This window comes from Streptomyces sp. NPDC017991, assembly GCF_044328075.1.
GTDB lineage: Bacteria > Actinomycetota > Actinomycetes > Streptomycetales > Streptomycetaceae > Streptomyces.
Window position 1 is genome coordinate 900,535 of record NZ_JBIRGP010000001.1, and the last position, 24,763, is coordinate 925,297.

Sequence of the window (24,763 nt, forward strand, 5' to 3'; positions counted from 1 at the left end):
CTGGGTGGAACACATGTCCACGGAAGAGCCCGGAGGAACCCATGCACGCCCAGGACGTTCTGGTCGAAGCCTACGGACGCATCAAGGACGAGGTGCACGCCGCCGTCGTCGGCCTCTCCCCCGACGAGCTCAATGCCCGGCCCGGCGGCACGGCCAACTCGATCACCTGGCTGATCTGGCATCTCACCCGCGTCCAGGACGACCACGTCGCCGATGCCTTCGGCCTCAAGCAGGTCTGGCTGTCGGGCGGTTGGGCGGACCGCTTCGCGCTGCCACTCGCCGAGGACGACACGGGTTACGGCCATGACGAGCGGCAGGTCGCCGAGGTCCGGGTGGACTCGGCCGACCTCTTGACCGGCTACTACGACGCCGTGCACGAGCAGACCCTGCGGGCGCTGAGCGACCTGCGCGCCGAGGACCTGGACCGCGTCGTCGACGAGAACTGGACCCCGGCCGTCACCCTGGGCGCCCGCCTGGTCAGCGTGCTCTCCGACGACCTGCAGCACGTGGGTCAGGCCGCCTACGCGCGAGGGCTGTCGGCCGCCGACTGAGCGTCGCCCGCCCGACCGCCCGGCGCTGTGATGTGCGCCTCAGAGGCAACCCCGCCGCCGCGATCCTCGTCCTGATCCACAACGAGGTGGCGCGGCGGCGCCGGTGACCCGCCGACCCAGGACAGTGATCCGAGGCGGAGAACCGGCGCACTATACACAGCATGTATACATACTGTGTATAGACCTGTATCGGTATCAGCCTGTGTTCGGTATCAGCCTGTGTACGGACAGGTCCTGCCGCGTCCACCGCAACCGGCGGACCGAAAGGCATCCATGTACGGCAAGGCATTCGCTCCCGAGTACCAGGGCGCGCTCACCTCCCTGTCCGTGAACTCCTCGCTGGTCGACGTACTGGCCGCGGGCACCGAGCGGTTGCGGGCGGCCGAGCGGGCCGGGGCCCGGGGAGAGGCGGCCCGCTCGGGTCTCGCGGTCGCGGAGGCGCACCGGCGGCTCGGGCAGGTGGGCGAAGCCGACCGGGCGTGGAAGGCGAGTTACCGCGCGGCCCGCGAGGCGAAGGACACGGCCGCGATGGCGTGGGCCCTGTGGAGCGGCGGCACGCTGGCCCGCCAGCGCGGCGCGCTCGCGCTGGCCCGGCGTCTGCTGGCACTCGCGGCCGAACTCGGCGAACGCGGCGGCGACATCGTCGTACGCGGCTACTCGCTGGCCGGGATGGCGGAGACCGGCCGTATCCAGGGCGACTACGCGGCGGTCGGCGCGCTGCACGAGCAGTTGCTGGCGGAGGCGCGCGAACGCGGCGAGGCGCGGCACACGGTGTGGGCGCTCGAAGGCATCGCGCAGATGCACCGCAACACCGGTTCGTACGACACGGCGTACTCGATGTTCGAGGAGGCCGCGGAGATCGCCGGCCGGGCGGACGACCGGCGTGGTCACGCGTGGGCGCTGCGCGGTCTCGCCGACCTCGTGTCCGTGCGCGACGGGGACGCCGACCGCGCACTCGCTCTGCTCGCCGAGGCCGAGGTGACGTGCCGCGAGATGAACCTGTCCAGCGCGCTGGCGTACAACCACAAGATGCGCGGCAACGTCCTGTACCGCGCCGGGCGTTACGCACAGGCCCGGGACCTCTACGAACTGGCCCTGTCGGAGTTCCGGGCGATGAGCGAGCCCCGCGGGGAGGCACTCTCCCGGCTCGGCCTGGCGAAGTCCCTCGCCCGCCTGGGCCGCGACCTGACCGAGACGGCGGCCGAACTGGCCGACCTGGCAACGGCGTTGGACCGGATCGGCCTCCGGCACGCACATCGCATGGTGTCCCACGCCCAGACCGAACTGGGCATCGAGCCCAGCCCCGACACAAAGCCCGACACCAAGTCACCAACCGGGGCCGACGCCACGCCAGACACCCGCCCCGACCCTAGCGCCGCGCCGGACACCCGGGACGGGTCCGGCACCTGGACGGACACCGAGCCCGGCGCCGGGACCGGCCCGTGCCCGCCGTCGCGCCCGGGCCCCGACCCGGACCAGCCCGCCACGCCCGGCCTCAAGGCAGGCGCGAGTACCCCTCTCGTCGACGCCGGGCGCGCCGCCGTGCTCATGTCCGGCCGGACCGACGTGGGGAGCCGGCGATGACCACGATGTCCTCCGCGCTCTCCCCTCCCCTGCCCGGCCCGCCGCAGACGCAGACGCCGACCCCGGCTCCGACACCGGCCCCGGCGAGCCCGCATCCCGCCTGCTGGAGCACAGCCGCGCCCTCGTACGCCCCGCGCTGGCCGCAGCGGTCGCGCGGCTGCACCCCTGGGTGGGTGAGATGGCCGCCTACTCCCTCGGCTGGTGCGAGCCGGGCGGCGCACCCGTGTCCACGCCCGCGGGCGGCAAAGGGCTGCGGCAGGTCCTCGCCGTGCTGGGCACGGAGACGGCCGGTGCCCCGCGGGGCGCCGGAGTGACCGCGGCCGTCGCCGTGGAACTGGTGCACACCTTCTCGCTGCTCCACGACGACATCATGGACGGCGACCCGACCCGGCGCGGGCGCCCCACGGTCTGGAAGGCGTACGGCACGGGCCCGGCCGTCCTCGCGGGCGACGCGCTGTTCGCCCTGGCCGTGGAGACCCTCGCCGCCGCACCCGGCGCCGATGTCCCCTCAGCCGTGCGCCACTTGTCCACCGCGCTCAACGACCTCGTACGCGGCCAGGCCGACGACCTGCTCTTCGAGAGCCGCCCCTGGGCGGGCCCGGAGTCGGTCCGCCCGGACGAGTACCGCGCGATGGCGGAGCACAAGACCGGCGCCCTGCTGGGCTGCGCGACCGCCCTGGGCGCCGTGCTCGCCGGCGCCCCGCGCGAGACGGTCGCCGCGCTCGACCGCGCGGGCCGTCACCTGGGCGTCGCCTTCCAGGTCATCGACGACCTCCTGGGCATCTGGGGCGATCCCGCCGTGACGGGCAAGCCGGTCCACGCGGACCTGCTCCGGGGCAAGAAGACGTTCCCGGTGCTGGCCGCCCTCGGCGCTCCGGGCGCCCGGCCGCTCGCCCGTCTCCTGGACTCCGCCGACCCCCTCGACGCGGCGGACGCCCGGCGCGCCGCGGCCCTGATCGAGGACATCGGCGGGCGCGGGGCCGCGACGGCGGAGGCCCGCCGGCACATCGCCACCGTCGGCGCCTGCCTCGACAGCGTTCCCTCGGCGGCCCGCACCACCCGCACCACCGACGACCTGCGGGCACTCCTCGACCACCTCGTACACCGCGAGATGTGACCGACAGCCGCGCCTCTCCGGGCCCTTGACGCCCCAGAAAGCCCTTGCCACACTCACCGCACCCCCACGTAGAAAACGCTTGCTATCCACCCCCACACAGGAGAAGACGAGATGGGACGCAGAGCCGCACCTCACCTCACTCGCTCGACCCCACACCTCACCAGCTCGACCCCACGGCCCCGTCTCAGGGGCACAGGTGTCATCGCCACCTGTGCAACGACCCTGGTCACGGCGGCTGCCCTGCTCACCGCCCCGGCCAGTGCCGCCCCCGCGAGTGCCGCCCCGCCGGGCGCGGCGCCGCGGCAGGCGGCGGCAGCGTGCGGGGAGGGTTCGTACCAGGCCGAGGCCACGCTCAGCGGCAGTACGTGGACCGCCCGGCGCGGCAGCGGTGTCGTCTACACCGGAACCGACATGCGGGCCGCGATGCAGGCGGCCGTCAGCAGCCTCACGGCGGGTCGCACGTCGAAGGAACGGGTCGTCGTACGCGGCTCGGGCACCATCAGCGCCGGCTCCAGGGTCTCGCTGCCGAGCTACACCGTGCTCGACGTGTGCGGCACCATCAACGTCACCGGTTCGGGCACCGGCGACCAGGCACCGGTCTACGCACGCGGCGTACAGGACATCGAGGTCCAGCACCTGAACGTCACCGGAGCCCCGCTCTACGGCATCTTCATGCGCAACGTCACCAACGTGGTCCTCGGCCAGATCGACATGCGCCTGTCGGCCGGTCTCGGCGTCCGCATCGACAACCGCGGCGACACCAGCCAGTGGACCCGCAACGTCCGTATCGACAACGTCTACGTGTCCGGGGCGAGCAGCCACGCCGTGGAGACGTACGGGGTCGACGGCATCACCATCGGCACGGTCACCGCGCGCAACGTGGGCGAGTCGGGCCTGCTGCTGAACCAGACGGTCAACGCCACCGTCACCAAGGTGGACGCTGACGGCGCCGGGGCCGGCACCGGCTACGCGGCCTTCCGGATGGCCAACCGCAACGGCCGGATCGGCAGCAGCTACGCGACCAACGTGCGGGTCGGCGAGGTCGTCGCGCGCGGTGGCGGCCGGGGTGTCTTCTGTGTCTCGGAGAGCGGCGGCGCGACCATCGACCGGGTCACGATCTCCAACACCGGCAACAACGCGATCCTGATCGAGAACTGCTACAACGTGAACCTCGCCGCGCAGAGCGGGAGCGTCACGGGCGGCGGGGAGATCCGGCTGGCCGCGCGCTCGGAGTTCCCCAACAACTCGGACATCACCGTCCAGAACCTGACGGTGACGAACTCCGTGATCAGGGAGAGTCCCTGCGGCACCAACACGACGTTCCGCAACAACACGCTGGTCAACAGCACACAGAGCATCTGCTGACGGACCACGGGCCCCCTGCGCGGATGCGTGCAGGGGGCCCGTGCTCATGTCAGTGTCCTGGCTCCGGCCCCCAGTACGAGGAGCCTCCGCCGCGCCACTCGATGAGCGGTGACACCGCGACCTCGTTCTCGTCGAACTCCAGTCCGGCGCGGCGCAGGAACTCGACGACGTCCGGGAGGTTCATGGCGGTGCCGATCGGCTCGCCGTGGACCGTCACGCGCCGGCCGCCGTCGCCGCGCGGCGGATGCACGAGTACTGCGGGGTGTTCCGACATGCCCTCAGCCTCACCCGGACCGCTCGCGCGCGCATCCGGGCAGCGCCGATGACCACCGGATCATCACCGGGCCTTGCTGCGACGCACACGGCGAGGGACCGGCCCGGTACCGGACGTCTCCGTACTCGACGACTCAGTACTCGATGGCGGGGAGCAGGCCGGTGACGGGGGCGGCGAGGTCGGTCACCTGGTGCAGCTGCTCCAGCTGGTAGAGGCCGTTCAGCTGGTTGAGGGACTGGATCCCGTCGGAGATCTTCGGAATCTTGTTCCGGTGCTCGACGGGGAGGTCGCTCACGGCGATCTGGTCGAGTTCCGCGATCGGGTCCAGTTTTCCCGTCTCGGGGACCGTGGCGGCGCTCGCGGAAGGTACGGCAAGCCCCGTGACGCTGATGGCGAGACCAACGGCGGCGACAATACGTCGTGTTGAGATCATGCTTTCAGCAACGGTGACAAGCTGCCCGCGGACACGGCCCCGCCCGGCCCCTCACCCGACAGGCGCATCGATACGCCTGCGCTTGCCGAGGTTCCCGTGCGGGAGGAGTCTCGAAGTCATGGACACCGCGGCAGGCCCCGGCTTCGACACCGAAACACTGCGCCGGGGCATCGAAGGCCAGGACGCGACGGCACTGCTGTCGCTGTACGCGGACGACCCGGAACCTTGTCTGTACCCCGACGGCGTCAGGGTGCTTGCCAACTCGATGATGTCGCTGCGCGACGGCAGGATCGTCGATCAGACCGTGCTCCAGGCCCGGGACGCCGAGGGATGACGCCGAGGGTCCGGATCACCTCGCGTCTGACCTGGACCTTCTCGGCCCGGCTGAGCCCGGGGCGGCCGTCGCGGCCTCGGCCGGCTCGCGGGGCGGGCCGACGCGTGTCCGCTGCTCTTCTTCGGTCGGCACTGCGGGCGGCGCGTTCTCGTCGGTGATCCTTCCGCCGGTACCCGAGGCGGCAGTGGCCCGATGTCCTGAAGTCGCGCAATAGTTGCCTTGTGGATGGTTTTTCTGCTTACTACCTTCCTCGCCATGACAAAGACGAGCACGCCTCATGCCGCCCTCCCGGTGGACGAGGTCACCGCCGCGGCGCGTGAACTGGCCCGGGCCGGACGGTGGCAGCGCGCGTTATGCCTCCTCGACGCCACCGTCACCAGCGAGCCGCGCGACCGGGCGGCTCTCGCTCTCGCCGGGGCGCAGATCGCCCTGGAGCGCGACTGGTTCGGCGGTACGGACACCGCGGACGCCCGGATCGCCGCCGCGGACACGGCGATCGGCGGACTCACCGAGCCGGTCGGGCTCTGGGACCTGGACTTCGTACGGCTGCGGTACGCGTACTTTCGTCTGCTGCTCGGGGACGGCACCTTCCGGTTCGGTCCGGCGGGCAAGGACCCCGCCGAGCTGGCGGAACTGCGGCGGCGCGCGGACGAGTTGTGCGAACGGGCTGCCGACGACGTACGCCGGGGCTGGGCGCGGATGTATCTCGGACTGATCGTCGACAACCTGTTCGCCGAGCGGGACGAGGCGCCGGCGCACTACGAACTCGCCCTGGACGCCGGGGAGTCGGCCGACGACCTCCTGGCCCGTGAGGCGCTGCGCCATCTCGGCGACCACGACCACGACAACCTCGACCACGACCGGGCGCGGGAGCGCTGGACCCGGGCGACCTCTCTCGGCGCCCGTGCCGGGAACGTCCCCGGCACCCTCTCCCAGCAGATGCTCCTGGCCGTCCTGGCCCGCGACACGGGCGACGAACCGGCCGCCACAGCCCTCGCCACGGAGGTCGCACGCTGGGCGGGAGCGATCGGAGCCGTACGCGTGGAGGCCCAGGCGACCGCGTTCCTGGCGAACGAAAGCTGAAGGCCGTGCCCCGCAAGCGGGCGCGGGGAACCGCGCGACAGGCCCCCACCGGCCCGCAGCCGAAACGACGGCCGGGCGAGGCCCGGGGCCTGGCGTAAAATAGCCGCAGGTCGTGACTGGCGCTGAGGTGGACCACCACCGGGGAGCGGCCCGACGCAATCGTCTGAGCCGCGCGCCTGGGCATCCTCCACGACGCTCAGGAGCAGCACATGTCCCAGGCCACACTCATGGACGGCACCGGTCTCGCCCGGCGGATCGTCGAGGAGACGGCGCAGCGGGCGGCCGACCTCACCGGACGCACGGGGGTGACGCCCTGTCTCGCGACCGTGCTGGTGGGCGAGGACCCGGCGTCCGTCACCTACGTACGCATGAAGCAGAACCGTTCCCGCAAGGCCGGTATCGCGTCACGGCACGTGTCCCTGCCCGCCGCGACCACGACCGCCGAACTGATCGGCACCCTCACCGAGCTGTCCGCCGACCCCACCGTGCACGGCATCCTGCTCCAGCACCCGATGGGGCACCACATCGACGAGCGGGCGGCTTTCGAGGCGATCGCTCCGGAGAAGGACGTCGACGGGGTGACCCTGGCGTCGTTCTCCGCGATGAGTTTCGGGCTGCCCGGCTTCTCCTCGTGCACGCCGGGCGGGATCATGCGCCTCCTCGACGAGTACGACGTCGATCCGGCCGGCAGGCGTGCCGTGGTGGTGGGCCGCAGCGCGATCCTCGGCAAGCCGGTGGGCATGCTGCTGCTCGGCCGCGACGCCACGGTGACGTACTGCCACTCGCGCACCCCGGCCGCCGATCTGTCGTCGCTCGTGCGGGAGGCGGACATCGTGGTGGCCGCGGTGGGGCGGCCCCGGCTGATCCGCGGGGAGGACATCAAGCGGGGCGCGGTCGTCGTGGACGCCGGTTACAACCCCGGAAACGTCGGGGACGTCGACTTCGACAGCGCCCGTGAGCGGGCGTCGCTGATCACCCCCGTACCCGGCGGGGTCGGTCCGATGACGATCGCCACGCTGCTGGCCCAGACCGTCGAGGCGGCCGTCCAGCAGACCGGTGCCTGATGCGGACCCGCTGCGGACCGATCAGCGGATCCACGCGCTGTAGTCCATGACGTCGCCCGCCTCGACGCCGTACTCGGGTTCGTCGACGGCCGCGGTGTCCTCCAGGCCCAGTACGGCACCGGTGGCCGGGTCCATGATCAGCATCCGGCGGTAACCGGCGCCGTCGTACACGTACGCCTGGCCGAGGCGGCCGAGGCGGTCGGTCACCTGGCCGACCGACCTCAGCCCCTTCGCGTCCGCGAGGAGCCGGGCGAGCGCGGCGTTCTCGCGGGCGCCGAGGGTCCAGGTGTCGAGCAGCACCGCCGTGGCGTCCAGCAGTGCGCGCGTGGTCAGCGGGGTGTCGATGTGCTGCGCTTCCCGCAGGTAGGCGCGCAGCCGCGTGGCGTCGTGCGGGGGCGGTGACTGGGGCGGGGCGTCGCTCCAGCTCGGCGGGAAGGTCTGCTCGCTGATGACGTGCCCGTCGTCGACGAGGCGCGGGCCGTCGTCCGCGTCGCTGAGGACCCGCCGGCCGGGGTGGCGCGGGTCGGTCGCGACGACCAGCTCCGTGTGGCTGTCGTCGGCGTTCCAGCGCACGACGCGTTCCACGGGCAGGGTGATCGGCGGCTCGTCCTCCGACATGCCCACGCTCCAGGACTGCACATGCGTGCCCTTGCGCAGCCCTGCCGAACCGTCCGCCGCGTCCCGCCGGGCCCGCTCGACCAGCCTGTCGAGGGGTACGGGGGTGGAGTCGGCCCGGACCACCAGCGGGCGGGGCGCGGCCACGGCCGGGGTGGTGCTCGGGCCCGCGAGGAGGAGCGCGGTGGCGGTTGTGGCGACCACCACGGTCGCAGTGAGCGCCCAGACGAGGCGGGTACGGCTCGGCCTGGGTCGGCGCTCGCCGTACACATCCGCGTCCACACCTGCGTCCGTGCCTGTGCCTGCGCCCGCGTCTGCCATGAGGTGGTGCAGCCGGCTCTCGGCCTCGTGGCCCAGCGGGCCTTCACCGAAACGGGGGTCGTCGCGGGGCACCGGGTCGGCCCGGCGCAGCAGTTCGAGCTCGTCAGCCATGGAACTGCTCCTTCGGAGGGTCGGTGTCGACGGCCCCGGCGCTCGGGGTCACCACGACGCGCATGCGGGCGATCTCGGTTCTGAGGCGGCGGCGGGCCCGGTGCAGTCGCATCGCCGCCGCTCGGCTGCCGCAGCCGAGGGCCACGGCGATCTCGTCGACCCCCAGTTCCTCCCAGGCGGTGAGCCGCAGTACCTCCTGGTCGGCCGGGGAGAGGCGGGCCAGCGCGTCGTGCACCCACTCGGCGGGCCGCTCGGAGTCCGGGCTGTCGACGATCTGTCTGCCGTGCACGGTCTCGTCGTTGCCGAGCCTGTCCATCAGCCGGCGCCGGCGCCCATAGCCGCGTACCGCGTTGGAGAGGCAGTTGCGTGCCACTCCGTACAGCCAGGGAAGAGGGGATGCGGGCAGGTCGGAGCGGCGCCGCCAGGCGACGGTGAAGACCTCCGCCACCACTTCCTCGACTTCGCTCGTCCGGCCGTCCAGTCGCCGAGCGACATAGCGGCTGACCGCCCAGTAGTGCTCGCGATAGGCAGCGGCGAAGATCTCGTCGTTGCTCATGTCCCGTACGTGTCCGGCAGGTCCTCGATCGTCACACCTGTTTCGGTGATCTTCGCCGCCCCGCCCAGGTGTGACGTCGGAAGGGCCGGCGGACACAGACGGGGCATGGAGAGCAACACTGTCACCCCGGCGCTCGCGCCCCCACGCCCGGGCCGCCGTCCCGGACTCGCCGGCGTCCGCCGGCTGACCACCACGGACCACAAGACGATCGGCACGATGTACCTGGTCACGTCGTTCGCGTTCTTCTGCATCGGCGGCGTCATGGCGCTGCTGATGCGCGCCGAGCTGGCCCGTCCCGGCACGCAGTTCATGTCGAACGAGCAGTTCAACCAGGCGTTCACGATGCACGGCACGATCATGCTGCTGATGTTCGCGACGCCGCTGTTCGCGGGCTTCACGAACTGGATCATGCCGTTGCAGATCGGTGCGCCGGACGTGGCGTTCCCGCGGCTGAACATGTTCGCCTACTGGCTGTACCTGTTCGGCTCGCTCATCGCGGTCGGCGGCTTCCTCACCCCGCAGGGCGCGGCCGACTTCGGCTGGTTCGCCTACAGCCCGCTGTCGGACGCGGTCCGCTCGCCGGGCATCGGCGCCGACATGTGGATCATGGGTCTGGCCTTCTCGGGCTTCGGCACCATCCTGGGCGCGGTCAACTTCATCACCACCATCATCTGCATGCGCGCGCCCGGCATGACGATGTTCCGTATGCCGATCTTCGTGTGGAACGTGCTGCTCACCGCGGTCCTGGTGCTGCTCGCCTTCCCCGTGCTCGCCGCCGCGCTGTTCGCGCTGGAGGCGGATCGGAAATTCGGCGCACACATCTTCGATGCCTCGAACGGTGGGGCGTTGCTGTGGCAGCATTTGTTCTGGTTCTTCGGGCATCCAGAGGTGTACATCATCGCGTTGCCGTTCTTCGGCATCATCAGTGAGGTCATCCCGGTCTTCTCCCGCAAGCCGATGTTCGGCTACATGGGCCTGATCGGCGCGACCATCGCCATCGCGGGCCTGTCCGTGACGGTGTGGGCGCACCACATGTACGTCACCGGCGGTGTGCTGCTGCCGTTCTTCTCCTTCATGACGTTCCTCATCGCCGTCCCGACAGGCGTGAAGTTCTTCAACTGGATCGGCACCATGTGGCGGGGCTCGCTGTCTTTCGAGACGCCGATGCTGTGGGCCACCGGATTTCTGATCACTTTCATGTTCGGTGGTCTGACCGGTGTCATCCTGGCCTCGCCGCCGATGGACTTCCACGTCTCGGACTCGTACTTCGTGGTGGCGCACTTCCACTACGTGGTGTTCGGAACGGTCGTGTTCGCGATGTTCTCCGGCTTCCACTTCTGGTGGCCGAAGTTCACCGGCAAGATGCTCGACGAACGCCTCGGGAAGATCACCTTCTGGACGCTGTTCATCGGCTTCCACGGTACGTTCCTCGTCCAGCACTGGCTGGGCACGAACGGAATGCAGCGCCGGATTCCCGACTATCTGGCCGTGGAGGGGTTCACGTTCCTCAATACGGTCTCCAGTATTTTCTCCTTCGTCCTGGGGCTGTCCCTGCTGCCGTTCTTCTACAACATCTGGAAGACGGCCAAGTACGGCAAGAAGATCGAGGTCGACGACCCGTGGGGCTACGGCCGTTCGCTGGAGTGGGCCACGTCCTGCCCGCCGCCGCGGCACAACTTCGTGGTCCTGCCGCGTATTCGTTCGGAATCGCCGGCGTTCGATCTGCACCATGGGTAGCTCACGGATGCGGTGAACCGGGCCCGTCCCTGTGTGTCGTCCTCTGCGGGTGCGTCGTGGCTGGTCGCGCCGTTCCCCGCGCCCCTGAAGGGCGCGGTCTTCAAGGGGCGCGGGGAACTGCGCGAACGGCCCCCACCGGGGCAGCACCCGAACACGCGCCTGGGAGCCTCACCACCCCGGAGGGGACCGGCGCCGGTCAGGCCACCGTGATGTGGACCGTCATCTCGTCGGCCCCCGGCGTGCCCACCGTCTCGACGGTCACCCCCGTCCACTTGCCGTCGGGCAGGTTGAGCGGGGGCTCCGTCTTCTCGCCGACCGTGTTCCTGTCCTGGAACGGATAGAGGTCGTCGCTGTCACCCCGGTTGCCCCGGCCGAACATCCGTGAGAGGTCGCCCTTGCCGTCGGCCTGGAGAAGTTCGATGGCCAGGTTCTGCTCGTCGTTGACGTTGTCGATCGACTCGTCGACGACGTACACGGCGATCCCCTCGTCGGGCAGGAAGGCGTCCTGCCCCCGACGGCGGCGGTACTCGACGAGGATGTACTGGCTGTCGGACATCGTGTCGGGGTTCTGGACGAACACCGCGCTGCCGTCCTCCGCGGCGGGCCGCAGCCTGATGTCGCGGGTGGTCTTGTTCACCACCTGGGGCTCGATCCAGCCGTGGAACATCCGCAGCATGGCCGTCGGGAACACCGGGGTCAGTCCGCCGTTGCCCCAGGAGCCGCCCGACATGAGGCAGTAGTTGCCGAGGCCGGCCGACCGGGTCAGCTGCTGCTGTCCGGTGTCGTAGTAGTCGGCCCAGCGCGCCGCGAGGTGCCCCCACTCGTGGGCGCAGACTCCGACCGCGCAGTCCTCGGGCACGGTCAGGAACGTGCGGACCGACAGGCCGGGCGCGACCTCGACACCGTCGGGGATCGTCCACTTGAGGCTCCACAGGTCGCCGCGCTGGGTCGTCTGCTCGGCGCCGCGTCCGGCGTGGATGATGAACAGGGCGGTGACGGCACCCTCGCCAAGCGCGTCGAAGGAGGTGAAGTCGACCCCGGCGGCGCGGGCCGCCAGTACGGCGTCACGCGCCAACCCCTGTGTGTTGCGCGGGAAGTTGGCGTTCATGCCCGAGTTGCCGTCGGCGTAGAACGACAGCGGCTCCGGCATCCGGAACCAGCCGTGCACCGCGCCCTGGATGTCGATGCCGGTACTGGGCGAGGTGTCGAAGCCGCTGACCTGGCGGTAGAAGGAGCGCATGCTGCCGCTCGGGAACTCCTCCAAGCCGAAGAGCATGCTGTCGTAGTGCCCGGGGCCGTGGTCGGCCTCGTGCGGCTGGTCGGGGAAGTCGACGAGCAGCACCAGTGTCCGTACGCTGCCCCGGAGTTGGGCCGCGGGGCGGGTGATCAGCTGTTTGTCGGTGCTGGGGCCCGGGTCGGTCGACCCGTCGTCCAGACCGACGAGGTTCTCGCCCCGTCGGCCCGCGCGCCATACCGAGAAGTACTCCTCGAAGGTCGTGTTCTTCGGCAGACGGCGTTCCTTGCGCAGTTCGAGATAGCGGGCGTACAGCTGGGCCAGGGCCTGCGGCGACAGCGGTACGGGGCAGGCGGCGGCACAGTCGTGGGCTGGCCGTACAGGGCTGAGCGTATGACGCATCAGGCACCCCCTTCAGGGGACGAACCCCTCATTGCCGGATACGGAGGATCCAGAGGAAACCGGCCTTCAATAGGCCGTACGCCCTCTCATATCCGGGGGTGCCCCTGCTGTCAACGTCCCTCCGGGTCACGGTCGTTGAAGCCCACGAAATGGAACCCTGCCGTCCTGCCCCTGGGCAGCCGTCAGCCCACCGTTGTCGCCGCCCAGTTCGCCAGCTCGGTCCGCGCGGCGTTCAGCAGCGTCGCGGACGGGGCCGGCGCGCCGTTGGTGACCAGGGCGTAGTGCAGGACGCCCGAGTCCGCGGCGGTCAGCAGGAGGCGGCGGCGGCCCGTGCCGCCCGGTTCCCGCGCGGCCGCGATCGGTGTGGTCCTGGTGTACGCGGGCGGCGAGGCCGTCACTCCGAGGTCCGAGACGACCGTCGTGGAGGCGGTCGGGAAGGAGGCGGGAAGGTGCAGTTCGGTGGGCTCCGCGCTGCCGTCCGAGCGCCACACCTGGAGCGCGTACTGGCCGGAGCCGACGAGTTCGGCCACGCGCGGCAGGGAGCCGGGGACCGGGTTCCAGGTGAGCGTGGTGGAGCCGTCCCGTGAACGGTCCTCGTAGGTGAAGGCGACCGTCTTTCCCGCCGTCGCGCTCGGGTAGACCCGGTCGAGGAGCCGGGCGTCCTGGCGCAGCACGGCCGTCCCGGAGTCGTCGAGGCGTACGGCGGAGAGATCCTCGTCGTTCCAGGCGTCACCGGTGGTGAGCACCTTGTCGGGGTTGCCGTTCATCAGCTCGTGGTGGCGGCCGTTGTAGATGTCCCACTGCCACTGCGAGCCGGACAGGACGGGGCCCGACTGGGTGGGGCTGGTCCACCAACTGCCGCCCTTCACGCGGGAGTCGAGTGCCTGGTACATGGCCTTGAGGACGGTCGGCGCCTTGTCGGAGACGGTGCCGGAGAGGGGGTGGCCGAACTCGCTGACGACCGCGGCGGTACCGGTCGCGGCGGCCCGGTCGCGCACGGTGCCGAAGTCGCCCACGTACTGCCCGTTCTCCGCCTTGCCCCACATGAAGACGCCCGAGATCGCCTTCTGGTCGTAGAAGTGGGTGTTGAAGACATAGCGCGGACCGAGCGTGCCCGAGTCGAGGAGGCCGCCCTCCTGCTTCTGGAAGTCGATGTTGGCGTTCCAGAAGAGGTTCGGCTCCACGAAGGCGGGCTTGGCCTGCCAGCCCGCCGCGTCCATCCGCGCCCGGAACTTCACATAGAACGGCCAGAGCACGTCCTTCTCCCAGGCCCGGCTCGTCTGACCCGAGTCGTAGCTGCCCGCGTGCGGCTCGTTGTACGGGTCGAAGCCGACGACCCCCGCGAACTGGGCGTCGGTCAGGTGCTGTTCGACGTACGCCATGGTGGCCTGCGCGGTGGTGAGGAAGGCGTCCTGGAGGCCGAACGCGTTGTGCCAGAAGTCGTACGACGCCTCGGTGACGGCCGCGTTCGAGGTGATGTTCTGGCCCCAGAAGGGGCAGATGCCGCAGTACTCGTCCGGGTAGTCGCCTGCGTCGACGGCCCACTTGGGGGCGCCGTCGCCCGTGTACCAGCTGTCGGGGTCGAAGAGGTGGCGCGAGTAGAGGTCCTGGTGGAAGTCGGGGTAGATCCGGATCCCGGCGTCCAGGAAGGCACGCATCTGGTCGGTGGCCGCCGCCAGGTACGCGGTGTCCACCTGGCCGCGCACCGGTTCGGCGTACGCCCAGGAGAGCAGGAAGCGCACCGAGTTGCCGCCGCCGAGGGCGCGCAGCGCGGTCGCCGACTTCCTGGCGTCGGCGACCGAGGCGAACGGCAGGCCGCGGTTCTCCGCCAGCTTCGTCTCGCCGGAGACGTTGTAGCCGCGCAGCACGACCTCGCGGCCGAGCCCGTCGGTGAAACGGCCGTTCTGGACCGTGAGGGTCGCGGCGGCGGCCGGGTCGAACCACAGGTCGTCGGGGAGGGCGGTGGCGGACTGGGCTCCCGCGGTCGACAGGAGACCGGTCAGGAGGACGAGGACGCCGAGCAGACGCACACGCAACTTCGACATGTTCACAACAGTCCCGCGCGCATCTTTGACCCGTCAAGTCTCCTGACCTGAGAGTAAGTCACCTTTTTTGAAAGGTTGTTGTGGTACTCGTCCCCCGTCAGGCCGGTTCGGGTTCAGACCCGCCGGGTCACCTTCAGCAGGTACTCCTTGCGGTTGAGCGGATTGTCGTCGGTGCGCGGCCGTTCCGGGACCGGGGTGCCCGGGCCGCGGCCGACCGGCGCGTAGTGGTCGAAGGCGGCCTCCAGTTCACCCTCGCCACGGGTCAGCCCCGGCAGGCGCTGCTCCAGCTCATGCACCCGCGCCGCGGGGATCGCCCACTCCAGTACGCACGCCCTGCCCCGGGTCTCCGTCAGCCGCGGCACGGCCCGCAGCCCCGCGAGGACCGGCAGGAGCGCGCCCAGCGTGTCCGCGGGGGCTTCGAGGCGGATGCGGTGCATCGGCTCGTACACCTGGGTGCCGGCCCGGCGCAGCGCGTCCATGAGGACGAGCGGGGTGAGGCCGCGGAAGTCCGCGCCCGTGCTCGACATGCTCTTGTCGAAGCTTTGGTGCGCGTGGCTCTGCCGGGGCGAGTAGCCGGAGTGCGTCATCGTGACCGTGCAGTCGGTGACCTGCCAGCCGTGGATCCCCTGGTCCAGCGCCGCCTTCACGGTGTCCTCGACGGCCTTGAAGAAGGCGTACGGCATCCCGCCGAGTTCGACCTCCAGCCGGAACTCCACGCCGGAGCCGACCGGAGCCGGGTCGACTCGCAGTCCGACCGTGGCGAGAAACGGGTTGGTGTCCTTGCCGTTGAACTCGACCGCCCCGCCGCTGCCCACGGGCCGCTCGACGCAGATCGTCGTCGTCTCGCGGAAGCCGACGTCGAGGCCGAACTCGTCGGCGAGGGTCGCCTGGACGACCTCCTTCTGCACCTCGCCGTAGAGGGACACGGAGATCTCCTGCCGGGTCTCGTCGTGCCGCAGGTCGATCAGCGGGTCCTGCTCGGCGAGCTGGGTCAGGGCGGTGTGCAGGGCGCCCTTGTCGGCCGGCCGGCCCGGGACGACGACCGTTTCGAGCGTGGGCGGGGAGAAGTGGTGATGCCCGACCGGCCCGGCCCGCTCCCCCGGCTGTTCGCCCGGTACGCCGACGGTGTCGCCGATCCTTACGTCGGTGAGGCCCCGGAGTGTGGCGATCCGCCCGGCCGCCACGGACGTCTCCCGCCGGGCCGAGCCCCGCTCGAAGACATCGATCGCGGTGACCTTGCCCCTTCGGGGGACGCCCTCGCCGCCGTCGTCGAACGTCAGCAGATCCCGCGTGCGCACGGTCCCCGAGAACATCCGCACATACGCGATTTTCTCCCCCGCCGGTCCCCGCTCGACCTTGAAGACCGTTCCGGACACCGGACCGTCGGCCCGGCCCGCGGCGGCCGGCAGCAGTTCCCTGATGCCGGAGAGCAGGGCGTCCACGCCCGCGCCCGTCATGGCGGAGCCGAAGAAGACCGGATGGACCCGCGTCCGCCCGGTCTGGTCGGCGAGGGCCGCACGGAGTCGGTGGTATGGGACCGTGTCGTCCTCGACGTACGAGGTGAGGAGTTCGTCGTCGTGCGCCGAGAGGACGTCGAGCAGGCCGGCCGTACCGGCGCCGGCCTCCGTGTGCGGGACCGTCCGGGCGTCGCGGGTGCCGAGGCCGTCGACCAGACCCATCGGCACGATCGCCGGGGTGAGCCGTTCGGCGATGCCGCGCAGCACGCGGTCCGTGTCGGCGCCGCGACGGTCGATCTTGTTCACGAAGATCAGGGTCGGGATGCGCAGGCGTCGCAGCGTCCGCATCAGGACGCGCGTCTGCGCCTGGACGCCTTCCACGGCGGAGATCACGAGTACCGCCCCGTCGAGCACACCCAGCACGCGCTCCACCTCGGCGATGAAGTCCGGGTGGCCCGGGGTGTCGATGAGATCGACCGTGACGTCGTCGATCTCGAAGGAGACGACGGCGGACTTGATGGTGATGCCGCGCTGTCGTTCCAGCGCGAGGGAGTCGGTCCGGGTACTGCCGTCGTCGACGCTGCCGATCTCGTCGATGATCCCGACGGTGTGCAGCAGCCGCTCGGTCAGGCTGGTCTTACCGGCGTCCACGTGGGCCAGGATGCCCAGGTTCACTGCGTGCACCGCGTGTCATGTCCTTTGTGATGAGGGGGATTCCTTTCCGGGCGGACATGAACGATGCGCGCATTGCTGCTCCTCGGTCCCGACGACGACAGTGCCCTACGGCTCGTAGTGCAGCAGGCGGCGGCGCCCCGCGGCAACGGATTAACGCTCAACAAAGGCCTGTCGAGGCACTCGCCCCTCCCGGGACGCGGTTCTAGAGTGACGCCCATCACGTCCGGTGGCTGATTTCCCACGCACCCTCGCACGGTTCCCTGGGAGGGCACATGACCCGAATCTCGGTGACGGTGGACGGCACGAAGTACGAGGACGAGGTCGAGCCCCGTCTTCTGCTGGTCCACTACCTGCATGACCGGCTGGGCCTGACCGGCACCCCCGTCGGCTGCGACACCTCCAACTGCGGGGCCTGCACGGTCGACCTGGACGGCGTGACCGCGAAGAGCTGCTCGGTGCTCGCGGTCCAGGCCGACGGGAGCGAGGTGACCACCGTCCAGGGGCTCGCGGTGAACGGGGAGTGGCATCCCCTCCAGAAGGCGTTCCACGAACGGCACGCCCTGCAGTGCGGCTACTGCACCCCGGGCATGATCATGGCCGCGCGCGACCTCCTCAAGGAGAACCCGGCGCCGAGCGCCGACGACGTACGCCACGCCCTGGAGGGCAACCTCTGCCGCTGCACCGGCTACCAGAACATCGTGCGGGCGGTCCTCGACGCCGCCGGCGCCACCGGGCCCTCGGTCCAGGAGGTGGCCACATGAGCGAGCGGACCGGCGAGCGCGAGGTCGGGCGGTCCCGCCCTCGCAAGGAGGACGCCCGGCTCGTCACCGGACAGACCAACTGGACCGACAACATCGGCGTCACCGGCCTGCTGCACCTGGCGATCCTGCGCAGCCCGATGGCCCACGCCCGCATCGAGCGGATCGATGTCGCAGCGGCCCTCGAACGGCCCGGTGTCGTCGCCGCGTACACCGGCCGCGATCTCGCGGAGGCCCTGGCCTCGCTGCCGTGCGCGTGGCCGGTGACCGAGGAGATCGTCCTGCCCGACCATCCGGCCGTGGCGGTCGACGAGGTCAGGTACGCGGGCGACCCGGTGGCGGTCGTCGTGGCCCGCGACCGGTACACGGCCGCCGACGCGCTGGAAGCGATCGAGGTCGACTACGAACCGCTGCCCCCGGTGCTCGACCTGGAGGCCGCGCTCGCCGACGACGCCTCACTGGTCCACGCGGACAAGGGAACCAACCGCTGCTATGTCTGGCCGCTGGCCACGGGCGAGAGCTACGAGACCGTCAGGGAACGCGCGGACGTCGTCCTGCACCGCCGCTATCTGCAACAGCGGCTCATCCCCAACGCCATGGAACCGCGGTCGGTCGTCGTCACCCCGCTCGCCGCGTCCGGCGAGTACACCGTTTACTCGTCGACCCAGATCCCGCACGTCCTGCGCGTCATGCTCTCCATGGTCACCGGCGTCCCCGAGCACAAACTGCGCGTGATCGCCCCCGACGTCGGCGGCGGCTTCGGCTCCAAACTCCAGGTGTACGGCGAGGAGGTCATCGCGCTCGACATCGCCCGGCGCCTGGGCCGGCCCGTCAAGTGGACCGAGTCCCGCTCCGAGGGCTACCTCGCCACCCACCACGGACGCGGACAGATCCAGGACATCGAGGTCGCGGCGACCGGTGAGGGCAGGCTGCTCGGTCTGAAGGTCGACCTGCTCGCCGACATGGGCGCCTATCTGATGCTCGTCACGCCGGGCATCCCGATCCTCGGCGCCTTCATGTATCCGGCGATCTACAAGATGGACGCGTACCGGTTCACCTGCACGGGTGTGTTCACGACCCGGACGCCCACCGACGCGTACCGGGGTGCCGGGCGCCCGGAGGCCACGTACGCCATCGAGCGGATCATGGATGAGCTGGCCGTCGAAGTGGGCCTGGATCCGGTGGAGTTGCGGCGCCGGAACTGGATCGGGCACGAAGAGTTCCCGTACACGTCGATCGCGGGTCTGACCTACGACAGCGGCAACTACGAGGCCGCCACCGACAAGGCGCTCGCCCTCTTCGGGTACGACGAGCTGCGGGCCGAGCAGGCCAAGCGCAACGAGAGCGGTGACTCGGTCAGGCTCGGGATCGGTGTGTCCACGTACACCGAGATGTGCGGGCTCGCGCCGAGCCGGGTGCTGCGGGATCTGCGGTACGGGGCCGGCGGCTGGGAGGCGGCGAGCATCCGGATGCTGCCCACCGGCAAGGTCGAGGTGGTCACCGGGACCAGCCCGCACGGGCAGGGGCACGAGACCTGCTGGAGCCAGATCGCCGCCGACGTGCTCGGGGTGCCCTTCGAGGACGTGGAGGTCGTGCACGGCGACACCAGGTCGGCGCCGCAGGGCATGGACACGTACGGGTCGCGGTCGCTGGTCGTCGGAGGCTCGGCGGTGCATCACGCGGCCGAGAAGGTGGTCGACAAGGCACGGAAGGTGGCCGCGCACCTGCTGGAGGCCGACGAGCGCGACCTCGACTTCACGGACGGCGTGTTCTCGGTGAAGGGGTCGCCCGAGGAGCGCAGGACGATCCAGGAGGTCGCCTTCGAGACGTTCTCCTCGCACGACCTGCCCGACGGCATGGAGCCGACCATCAACGCCGAGCATCTGCTCGACCCGGAGAACTTCTCCTACCCGCACGGCACCCACCTGTGCGCGGTCGAGATCGACACGGAGACCGGCCGGACCACGATCCGTTCGTACGTCTGCGTGGACGACGTCGGCAAGGTGGTCAACCCGGTGATCGTCGAGGGACAGGTGCACGGCGGCCTGGCCCAGGGCATCGCGCAGGCGCTCTACGAGGAGGCGGTGTACGACGACGAGGGCAACCTCGTGTCGGGCACGATGGCCGACTACCTGGTGCCCGGCGCACCGGACCTGCCCGAGTTCACGACCGACCGCACGGAGACGCCCGCCACCTCGAATCCCCTGGGTGTCAAGGGAGTCGGGGAAGCGGGGACGATCGCCTCCACGCCCGCCGTCGTCAACGCGATCGTCGACGCGCTGCGGCCACTGGGCGTCCACGACGTGCGGATGCCCTGCTCACCGGGGCGTATCTGGGAGGCCCTGCGGTCCGCGCAGTCGGACCGGTCCGGCTGGGAAGGGGCTGAGCGGTCATGATTCCTCCGGCATTCGAGTACGTGCGGCCCACGAGCGTCGACGACGCCGTCCGTACGCTCGCCGGGGCCGGCGAGGACGCGAAGGTACTGGCCGGCGGGCAGAGCCTGCTGCCGTTGCTGCGGATGCGGCTCGCCTTCCCCGAACTGGTCGTCGACGTGGGCCGGATACCCGGACTGCGCGGGGTCCGCGAAGAGGCCGACGCAGTGGTCATCGGCGCGCTGACCACCCACCACGACGTCATCGCCGACCCGCTGGTACGCCGTCACGCGGGCCTCCTCGCCGCGGCGGCGGCCACGGTCGCCGACCCGGCCATACGCCATCGGGGCACCCTCGGCGGCTCACTCGCCCACGCCGATCCCGGCGGCGACCTGCCCGCGGTGGCGCTCGCGCTGGACACGGAACTGGTCGCGGTCGGACCGGAGGGCCGACGGAGCATCCCCGCCCGGGAGTTCTTCGTCGACTTCCTCCAGACCGCCCTGCGGCCGGACGAGTTGCTGGTGGAGGTGCGGGTCCCGAAGACCGGCGAGTCCGACGGCTGGGGCTTCCGCTACGAGAAGTTCAGCCGCGTGGCGCAGGCCTGGGCCATGGTCGGCGTGGCGGCGCTCGTGCGACGCGAGGACGGCCGCATCGCGGAGGCCCGGATCGGCCTCACCAACATGGGGTCCACTCCTTTGCGGGCCTTCGCCACCGAGGAGGCGCTCGCCGGCGTGGGGCCGGACGGGGTGGCACGGGCCGCGCAGTCCGCGGCCGAGGGGACACGACCGGCCTCCGACCCGGCGGCCTCCGCCGAGTACCGGTCGCAGCTGGCACGGGTGCTCACGCGGCGCTCGGTGCTGACCGCCGCGGGGATGGGGTGAGGCCGATCGCACGCGAAGAGCACGAAGACGGGGGCGAGGGCGGCGGCGAGGGCGGGGGCGAGGTGGCGGGCGGCGGCCGGTCCGCGTGGCCGGCCGCGCCCGACGACGTGCGGGTCCGGCTCGGACAGAGCGGGTATCTCGTCGACGACGGGCTGGCGGTCGCCTGCTTCCTCGCGCTGAGACTGCGGCGGCCGATCTTCTGCGAGGGCGACGCGGGCGTGGGCAAGACCGCGCTGGCGTCGGCCCTGGCCACCGCCCTGGACGCTCCGCTGATCCGTCTCCAGTGCTACGAGGGCATCGACGCCTCCCAGGCACTGTACGACTGGGACTTCCCGCGCCAGCTGCTGCATCTGCGGGCGGCCGAGGCGGCCGGGCCCACCGACGCGAACCGGCTGGAGGGCGAACTGTACGGGCGGCGCTTCCTGATCGCCCGGCCGCTGCTGCGGGCCCTGGAGACCCCGTCGTGCGTGCTGCTCGTGGACGAGATCGACCGCGCCGACGACGAGTTCGAGGCCTTCCTGCTGGAGCTGCTGTCCGAGTACACGGTGACGATCCCCGAACTCGGCACCCTGCGCGCGAAGTCGCCGCCGGTCGTGGTGCTCACCTCGAACCGGACCCGTGAGGTGCACGACGCGCTGAAGCGGCGCTGCCTCTACCACTGGTTCGACCACCCCGGCTTCGCCCGCGAACTCGCCATCGTGCGGCGGCGGGTCCCGGGGGCGTCGGCGCGGCTCGCCGAGCAGGTGACGGCCCTCGCACAGGCCCTGCGGGCGCAGGAACTGGTCAAGCCCCCAGGCGTCGCGGAGACCATCGACTGGGCGGAGGCGATGGCCGCGCTGGGCGCCACGGAGGCCGACGCGGAGTTGGCGGTGGCCACGCTGGGATCGGTGCTGAAGTACCGGGAGGACCTGGAGCGGGCCCGCGGGCTCGACCTGACGGCGCTGCTCGCGGTGCGCGGGGCGTGAGCCCGGACATGGACCGGGACACGGACCGAGACAGGAGTCGGGACATGAGCCGGGGCCTGGGCGGGGGCATGGGTTCGTGGGGCGCTGTCGACGCGTCCGCCGTGCTGGTCGGCTTCGCCCGTGCCCTGCGGGCCGCCGGCGTCGACGCGGGACCCCATCGCGTACAGGCGCTGATCTGCGCGCTCGACGTGCTGCGGCCCGGGGCGCGGTCCGACGTGTACTGGTCGGGGCGGCTCACCCTGTGCGGGAGCCGGGACGATCTGGAGCGGTACGACCGGGTGTTCGCCGCCTATTTCGGGGGCGCGGGGTCCACGGGCAGAGCGGTGCGCACCGCTCCCGCCACCCGGTTGAGGGTGGCGGTACAGGATGCCGGACCCGCTCCCCGTACCGGCGGTGAGGGCGAGCGGGACGCCGTACCCGCGGCGGTTCTCGCGAGCTCGGCCGAGATGTTGCGGCACCGGGACTTCGCCGGGCTCACCGAGGCGGAGCGGCGTCAACTGTGGCGTCTGCTATCCGTGTTCACGCTGCGCGGGGAGTCCCGGCGTACCGCGCGGCTGCGGCCGGCCCGGCGCGGGGCCGTCGATCCCCGGCGTACCGTGCGGGAGATGCTGCGGCGGGGCGGTGAGCCGGCGCCGCCCCTGCGCAGGGCGCGGGCCGAGCGACCGCGGCGGGTGGTGCTGCTGGTGGACGTGAGCGGTTCGATGGCGGCGTACGCGGACGCGCTGCTGCGGTTCGCGCACGCCGCCGCGCACGGCGGCCGGGCGCGCACGGAGGTGTTCACGATCGGTACGCGGCTGACGCGGGTGACCCGTGAGCTGGCACATCGCGACCCCGACACCGCGCTGGCCGCGGTCGCGGCGGCCGTACCCGACTGGCGCGGCGGCACCCGGCTCGGCGAGCTGCTGCGGGACTTCCTCGACCGGTGGGGGCAGCGCGGCATGGCACGCGGCGCGGTGGTCGTCGTGCTGTCGGACGGCTGGGAGCGTGGCGATCCGGAACCCCTAGCCGCCCAGATGCGACGCTTGCACCGGCTCGCGCACCGGGTGATCTGGGCCAATCCGCGCAAGGCCCGCCCCGGATACGCGCCCCTGGCCGCCGGTATGGCGGCGGCACTGCCGAGCGTGGACGCGTTCGTCGAGGGCCACAGTCCGGCCGCGCTGGAACGTCTGGCCGCGGTGGTGAGAGGAGCGGACGATGCGTGAGATCCTCCCTGCGCTCGGCCGGTGGTACGCGGAGGGCTCCCCCTTCGGGCTCGCCACCGTCGTCGCCGTCAGCCGCAGCGCGCCCCGGGACCCCGGCGCCTCCATGGCCGTCGGGCCGGGTGACGAGGTGGTGGGCAGTGTGTCCGGCGGCTGCGTCGAGGGCGCGGTGTACGAGCTGGCCCAGGAGGTCGTCGGGTCGGGCGAGGCCCGGCTTGCGACCTTCGGGTACAGCGACGAGGACGCCTTCGCCGTCGGGCTGACCTGCGGCGGGGAGATCACCCTCCTCGTACGGCCCGTGACGGCCGCCCTCGATCCGTCCTTCGGGGCGGTCGCGGAGTCGGTGGCCGCGGGCCGCCCGGTGACGGTGGCGACGGTGATCGACGGCCCCGCGGAGCGCGGGGCGACCCTCGCCGTCTGGGCGGACGAGGTGTCGGGAACGCTCGGCACGACCGGCCTGGACGTGGCCGTGACCGCCGACGCGCGGGGCGAACTGGCCCTGGGGGCCACCGGCCGACGGCACTACGGGCCGCACGGCGAGCGGCGCGAGGACGCGGTGACGGTCTTCCTGCACTCCTTCGCTCCCCCGCCGCGCATGCTGGTCTTCGGGGCGATCGACTACGCGGCCGCGGTGGCCCGGATCGGCGCGTTCCTCGGCTACCGGGTCACGGTGTGCGACGCGCGGCCCGTGTTCGCCACGGCGAAACGCTTCCCGGCGGACGTCGAGGTCGTCGTCGAATGGCCGCACCGCTTCCTCCGGAGGACGGATACCGACGAGCGCACGGTGATCTGCGTCCTCACCCATGACCCCAAGTTCGACGTGCCGCTCCTGGAGGAGGCGCTGCGCCGCCCGGCCGCGTACATCGGGGCGATGGGCAGCCGGCGTACGCACGACGACCGGATGAAACGGCTGCGGGACGGCGGGCTCGACGAGCGCGAACTGGCCCGGCTGCGTTCGCCGGTGGGCCTGGACCTCGGGGCGCGTACGCCCGAGGAGGTGGCCGTCTCCGTCGCCGCGGAGATCGTCGCGCTGCGCTGGGGCGGCAGCGGCACGCCACTGGCGGCGACGGCCGGTGAGATCCACCCGCGCCGGCCGTGAGCCCTAGCCGCGCGGCGGCAGGCGGTGCAGGCGGACGTCGTCGAGGCTTCCGTTCGTCACGGTCGCGGTCATGTACGTGCAGTGCGGCTGGCGTCTGCGGTCGGTGGGCGAGCCCGGGTTGAGCAGGCGCAGCCCGGTGGCGGCCGTGGTGTCCCAGGGGATGTGGCTGTGCCCGAAGACCAGGACGTCGAGGTCGGGGAAGCGTTCCGCGCACCGGCGTTCGCGGCCCTGGGCGGCGCCGGTCTCGTGGACGACCCCGAGGCGCAGGCCGTCGAGTTCGGCACGGGCGATCTCGGGGAGGCGGGCCCTGAGGTCGGGGCCGTCGTTGTTGCCGTACACGCCGATGAACCGGTGCGAGCGGCTTTCGAGGAGGTCGAGGGTCGCGGTGTCCACCCAGTCGCCGGCGTGGACCACGACGTCGGCGCGCGGGAGTTCGGCGAGAAGTCGCTCGGGCAGTTCCCTGGCGCGCTTGGGGAGGTGGGTGTCGGACATGAGGAGGAGGCGCATGGGGGTGAGTCTGCCCGCTCGGTC

21 protein-coding genes, 1 pseudogene and 1 riboswitch are annotated in these 24,763 nt (G+C 71.4%); of the genes and pseudogenes, 14 read left to right on the top strand and 8 right to left on the bottom strand.

Going from position 1 to position 24,763, the window contains the following annotated elements; translation table 11 throughout:
* Nucleotides 1-41: 41 nt before the first annotated feature.
* The 4 genes and pseudogenes from ACH4DZ_RS03915 to ACH4DZ_RS03930 all read left to right on the top strand — a co-directional run bounded on the left by ACH4DZ_RS03915 (nucleotide 42) and on the right by ACH4DZ_RS03930 (nucleotide 4,617).
* Entirely contained in the window at nucleotides 42-551 is a 510-nt protein-coding gene (locus ACH4DZ_RS03915) for a DinB family protein (protein ID WP_398285297.1), read from the top strand.
* 273 nt (nucleotides 552-824) lie between these two features.
* Nucleotides 825-1,844, top strand: a pseudogene (locus tag ACH4DZ_RS03920) (tetratricopeptide repeat protein); the annotation flags it as partial.
* Between the two features lie 469 nt (nucleotides 1,845-2,313).
* The gene (locus ACH4DZ_RS03925; RefSeq protein WP_398285298.1) at nucleotides 2,314-3,252 is read left to right on the top strand and encodes a polyprenyl synthetase family protein; all 939 of its coding nucleotides are present in this window, start codon (nucleotides 2,314-2,316) and stop codon (nucleotides 3,250-3,252) included.
* A gap of 111 nt (nucleotides 3,253-3,363) precedes the next feature.
* Nucleotides 3,364-4,617 (top strand): hypothetical protein, encoded by a 1,254-nt coding sequence (locus ACH4DZ_RS03930; RefSeq protein ID WP_398285299.1) that lies wholly within the window; start codon nucleotides 3,364-3,366, stop codon nucleotides 4,615-4,617.
* Nucleotides 4,618-4,666: 49 nt separating this feature from the next.
* Here the strand turns inward: ACH4DZ_RS03930 and ACH4DZ_RS03935 are convergent, their stop codons facing one another.
* Together ACH4DZ_RS03935 and ACH4DZ_RS03940 are read right to left on the bottom strand one after the other, a co-directional pair.
* Nucleotides 4,667-4,891 carry a hypothetical protein gene (locus ACH4DZ_RS03935; protein WP_398285300.1) on the bottom strand — a complete coding sequence of 75 codons (225 nt, stop codon included), beginning with the start codon at nucleotides 4,889-4,891 and terminating at the stop codon, nucleotides 4,667-4,669.
* 133 nt (nucleotides 4,892-5,024) lie between these two features.
* Entirely contained in the window at nucleotides 5,025-5,324 is a 300-nt protein-coding gene (locus ACH4DZ_RS03940; protein ID WP_398285301.1) for a hypothetical protein, read from the bottom strand.
* Between the two features lie 118 nt (nucleotides 5,325-5,442).
* On the opposite strand from ACH4DZ_RS03940, the gene ACH4DZ_RS03945 reads away from it, so the two are divergent.
* The 3 genes from ACH4DZ_RS03945 (at nucleotide 5,443) to ACH4DZ_RS03955 (ending at nucleotide 7,805) form a co-directional block, all read left to right on the top strand.
* Nucleotides 5,443-5,658, top strand: coding sequence for a hypothetical protein (locus ACH4DZ_RS03945; RefSeq protein WP_398285302.1), 216 nt, complete (start codon nucleotides 5,443-5,445; stop codon nucleotides 5,656-5,658).
* Between the two features lie 255 nt (nucleotides 5,659-5,913).
* Nucleotides 5,914-6,741, top strand: coding sequence for a hypothetical protein (locus tag ACH4DZ_RS03950; protein WP_398285303.1), 828 nt, complete (start codon nucleotides 5,914-5,916; stop codon nucleotides 6,739-6,741).
* Between the two features lie 102 nt (nucleotides 6,742-6,843).
* Nucleotides 6,844-6,930: riboswitch (ZMP/ZTP riboswitch) on the top strand.
* Nucleotides 6,931-6,950: 20 nt separating this feature from the next.
* A complete protein-coding gene (locus ACH4DZ_RS03955) occupies nucleotides 6,951-7,805 on the top strand; it encodes a bifunctional 5,10-methylenetetrahydrofolate dehydrogenase/5,10-methenyltetrahydrofolate cyclohydrolase (protein WP_398285304.1) in 855 nt (284 codons plus the stop codon).
* Between the two features lie 21 nt (nucleotides 7,806-7,826).
* Here the strand turns inward: ACH4DZ_RS03955 and ACH4DZ_RS03960 are convergent, their stop codons facing one another.
* Both ACH4DZ_RS03960 and ACH4DZ_RS03965 read right to left on the bottom strand, forming a co-directional pair.
* Nucleotides 7,827-8,852: a CU044_5270 family protein gene (locus tag ACH4DZ_RS03960; protein WP_398285305.1), complete on the bottom strand. Its 1,026-nt coding sequence runs from the start codon at nucleotides 8,850-8,852 to the stop codon at nucleotides 7,827-7,829.
* Entirely contained in the window at nucleotides 8,845-9,408 is a 564-nt protein-coding gene (locus ACH4DZ_RS03965) for an RNA polymerase sigma factor (RefSeq protein ID WP_398285306.1), read from the bottom strand. Before ACH4DZ_RS03965 ends, ACH4DZ_RS03960 begins: the two co-directional genes overlap by 8 nt.
* Before the next feature lie 105 nt (nucleotides 9,409-9,513).
* Here ACH4DZ_RS03965 and ctaD point away from each other — a divergent pair, with 105 nt between their 5' ends.
* Entirely contained in the window at nucleotides 9,514-11,145 is a 1,632-nt protein-coding gene (ctaD, locus tag ACH4DZ_RS03970; protein WP_398285307.1) for a cytochrome c oxidase subunit I, read from the top strand.
* Nucleotides 11,146-11,341: 196 nt separating this feature from the next.
* On the opposite strand, the gene ACH4DZ_RS03975 is transcribed toward ctaD, so the two are convergent.
* The 3 genes from ACH4DZ_RS03975 to ACH4DZ_RS03985 form a co-directional block, all read right to left on the bottom strand.
* The gene (locus tag ACH4DZ_RS03975) at nucleotides 11,342-12,781 is read right to left on the bottom strand and encodes a M6 family metalloprotease domain-containing protein (RefSeq protein ID WP_398285308.1); all 1,440 of its coding nucleotides are present in this window, start codon (nucleotides 12,779-12,781) and stop codon (nucleotides 11,342-11,344) included.
* A 182-nt stretch (nucleotides 12,782-12,963) separates the two neighbouring features.
* Nucleotides 12,964-14,826: an endoglycosylceramidase gene (locus tag ACH4DZ_RS03980; protein WP_398285310.1), complete on the bottom strand. Its 1,863-nt coding sequence runs from the start codon at nucleotides 14,824-14,826 to the stop codon at nucleotides 12,964-12,966.
* Between the two features lie 113 nt (nucleotides 14,827-14,939).
* Nucleotides 14,940-16,967, bottom strand: a complete 2,028-nt coding sequence (locus ACH4DZ_RS03985; RefSeq protein WP_398285311.1) for a GTP-binding protein — start codon at nucleotides 16,965-16,967, stop codon at nucleotides 14,940-14,942.
* A 263-nt stretch (nucleotides 16,968-17,230) separates the two neighbouring features.
* Between ACH4DZ_RS03985 and ACH4DZ_RS03990 the strand changes: the two genes are divergently transcribed.
* The 6 genes from ACH4DZ_RS03990 to ACH4DZ_RS04015 are packed head-to-tail and all read left to right on the top strand — an operon-like array spanning nucleotide 17,231 to nucleotide 24,232.
* Nucleotides 17,231-17,719 carry a (2Fe-2S)-binding protein gene (locus tag ACH4DZ_RS03990; RefSeq protein ID WP_398285313.1) on the top strand — a complete coding sequence of 163 codons (489 nt, stop codon included), beginning with the start codon at nucleotides 17,231-17,233 and terminating at the stop codon, nucleotides 17,717-17,719.
* Entirely contained in the window at nucleotides 17,716-20,112 is a 2,397-nt protein-coding gene (locus ACH4DZ_RS03995; protein ID WP_398285314.1) for a xanthine dehydrogenase family protein molybdopterin-binding subunit, read from the top strand. Before ACH4DZ_RS03990 ends, ACH4DZ_RS03995 begins: the two co-directional genes overlap by 4 nt.
* A complete protein-coding gene (locus ACH4DZ_RS04000; protein ID WP_398285315.1) occupies nucleotides 20,109-20,969 on the top strand; it encodes an FAD binding domain-containing protein in 861 nt (286 codons plus the stop codon). The genes ACH4DZ_RS03995 and ACH4DZ_RS04000 overlap by 4 nt, the downstream gene beginning before the upstream one ends.
* A gap of 5 nt (nucleotides 20,970-20,974) precedes the next feature.
* A complete protein-coding gene (locus tag ACH4DZ_RS04005; protein ID WP_398285468.1) occupies nucleotides 20,975-21,934 on the top strand; it encodes an AAA family ATPase in 960 nt (319 codons plus the stop codon).
* A gap of 44 nt (nucleotides 21,935-21,978) precedes the next feature.
* Nucleotides 21,979-23,136 (top strand): VWA domain-containing protein, encoded by a 1,158-nt coding sequence (locus ACH4DZ_RS04010; RefSeq protein WP_398285316.1) that lies wholly within the window; start codon nucleotides 21,979-21,981, stop codon nucleotides 23,134-23,136.
* Nucleotides 23,129-24,232: an XdhC family protein gene (locus tag ACH4DZ_RS04015; protein WP_398285318.1), complete on the top strand. Its 1,104-nt coding sequence runs from the start codon at nucleotides 23,129-23,131 to the stop codon at nucleotides 24,230-24,232. The genes ACH4DZ_RS04010 and ACH4DZ_RS04015 overlap by 8 nt, the downstream gene beginning before the upstream one ends.
* Nucleotides 24,233-24,235: 3 nt before the next feature.
* Here the strand turns inward: ACH4DZ_RS04015 and ACH4DZ_RS04020 are convergent, their stop codons facing one another.
* Nucleotides 24,236-24,739: a metallophosphoesterase family protein gene (locus ACH4DZ_RS04020; protein ID WP_398285319.1), complete on the bottom strand. Its 504-nt coding sequence runs from the start codon at nucleotides 24,737-24,739 to the stop codon at nucleotides 24,236-24,238.
* Nucleotides 24,740-24,763: the final 24 nt, after the last annotated feature.

Coding starts and splice junctions, on each gene's coding strand:
- ACH4DZ_RS03915 (WP_398285297.1), top strand. CDS start 42: ATGCACGCCCAGGACGTTCTGGTCGAAGCCTACGGACGCATCAAGGAC.
- ACH4DZ_RS03925 (WP_398285298.1), top strand. CDS start 2,314: ATGGCCGCCTACTCCCTCGGCTGGTGCGAGCCGGGCGGCGCACCCGTG.
- ACH4DZ_RS03930 (WP_398285299.1), top strand. CDS start 3,364: ATGGGACGCAGAGCCGCACCTCACCTCACTCGCTCGACCCCACACCTC.
- ACH4DZ_RS03935 (WP_398285300.1), bottom strand. CDS start 4,891: ATGTCGGAACACCCCGCAGTACTCGTGCATCCGCCGCGCGGCGACGGC.
- ACH4DZ_RS03940 (WP_398285301.1), bottom strand. CDS start 5,324: ATGATCTCAACACGACGTATTGTCGCCGCCGTTGGTCTCGCCATCAGC.
- ACH4DZ_RS03945 (WP_398285302.1), top strand. CDS start 5,443: ATGGACACCGCGGCAGGCCCCGGCTTCGACACCGAAACACTGCGCCGG.
- ACH4DZ_RS03950 (WP_398285303.1), top strand. CDS start 5,914: ATGACAAAGACGAGCACGCCTCATGCCGCCCTCCCGGTGGACGAGGTC.
- ACH4DZ_RS03955 (WP_398285304.1), top strand. CDS start 6,951: ATGTCCCAGGCCACACTCATGGACGGCACCGGTCTCGCCCGGCGGATC.
- ACH4DZ_RS03960 (WP_398285305.1), bottom strand. CDS start 8,852: ATGGCTGACGAGCTCGAACTGCTGCGCCGGGCCGACCCGGTGCCCCGC.
- ACH4DZ_RS03965 (WP_398285306.1), bottom strand. CDS start 9,408: ATGAGCAACGACGAGATCTTCGCCGCTGCCTATCGCGAGCACTACTGG.
- ctaD (WP_398285307.1), top strand. CDS start 9,514: ATGGAGAGCAACACTGTCACCCCGGCGCTCGCGCCCCCACGCCCGGGC.
- ACH4DZ_RS03975 (WP_398285308.1), bottom strand. CDS start 12,781: ATGCGTCATACGCTCAGCCCTGTACGGCCAGCCCACGACTGTGCCGCC.
- ACH4DZ_RS03980 (WP_398285310.1), bottom strand. CDS start 14,826: ATGTCGAAGTTGCGTGTGCGTCTGCTCGGCGTCCTCGTCCTCCTGACC.
- ACH4DZ_RS03990 (WP_398285313.1), top strand. CDS start 17,231: ATGACCCGAATCTCGGTGACGGTGGACGGCACGAAGTACGAGGACGAG.
- ACH4DZ_RS03995 (WP_398285314.1), top strand. CDS start 17,716: ATGAGCGAGCGGACCGGCGAGCGCGAGGTCGGGCGGTCCCGCCCTCGC.
- ACH4DZ_RS04000 (WP_398285315.1), top strand. CDS start 20,109: ATGATTCCTCCGGCATTCGAGTACGTGCGGCCCACGAGCGTCGACGAC.
- ACH4DZ_RS04010 (WP_398285316.1), top strand. CDS start 21,979: ATGAGCCGGGGCCTGGGCGGGGGCATGGGTTCGTGGGGCGCTGTCGAC.
- ACH4DZ_RS04015 (WP_398285318.1), top strand. CDS start 23,129: ATGCGTGAGATCCTCCCTGCGCTCGGCCGGTGGTACGCGGAGGGCTCC.
- ACH4DZ_RS04020 (WP_398285319.1), bottom strand. CDS start 24,739: ATGCGCCTCCTCCTCATGTCCGACACCCACCTCCCCAAGCGCGCCAGG.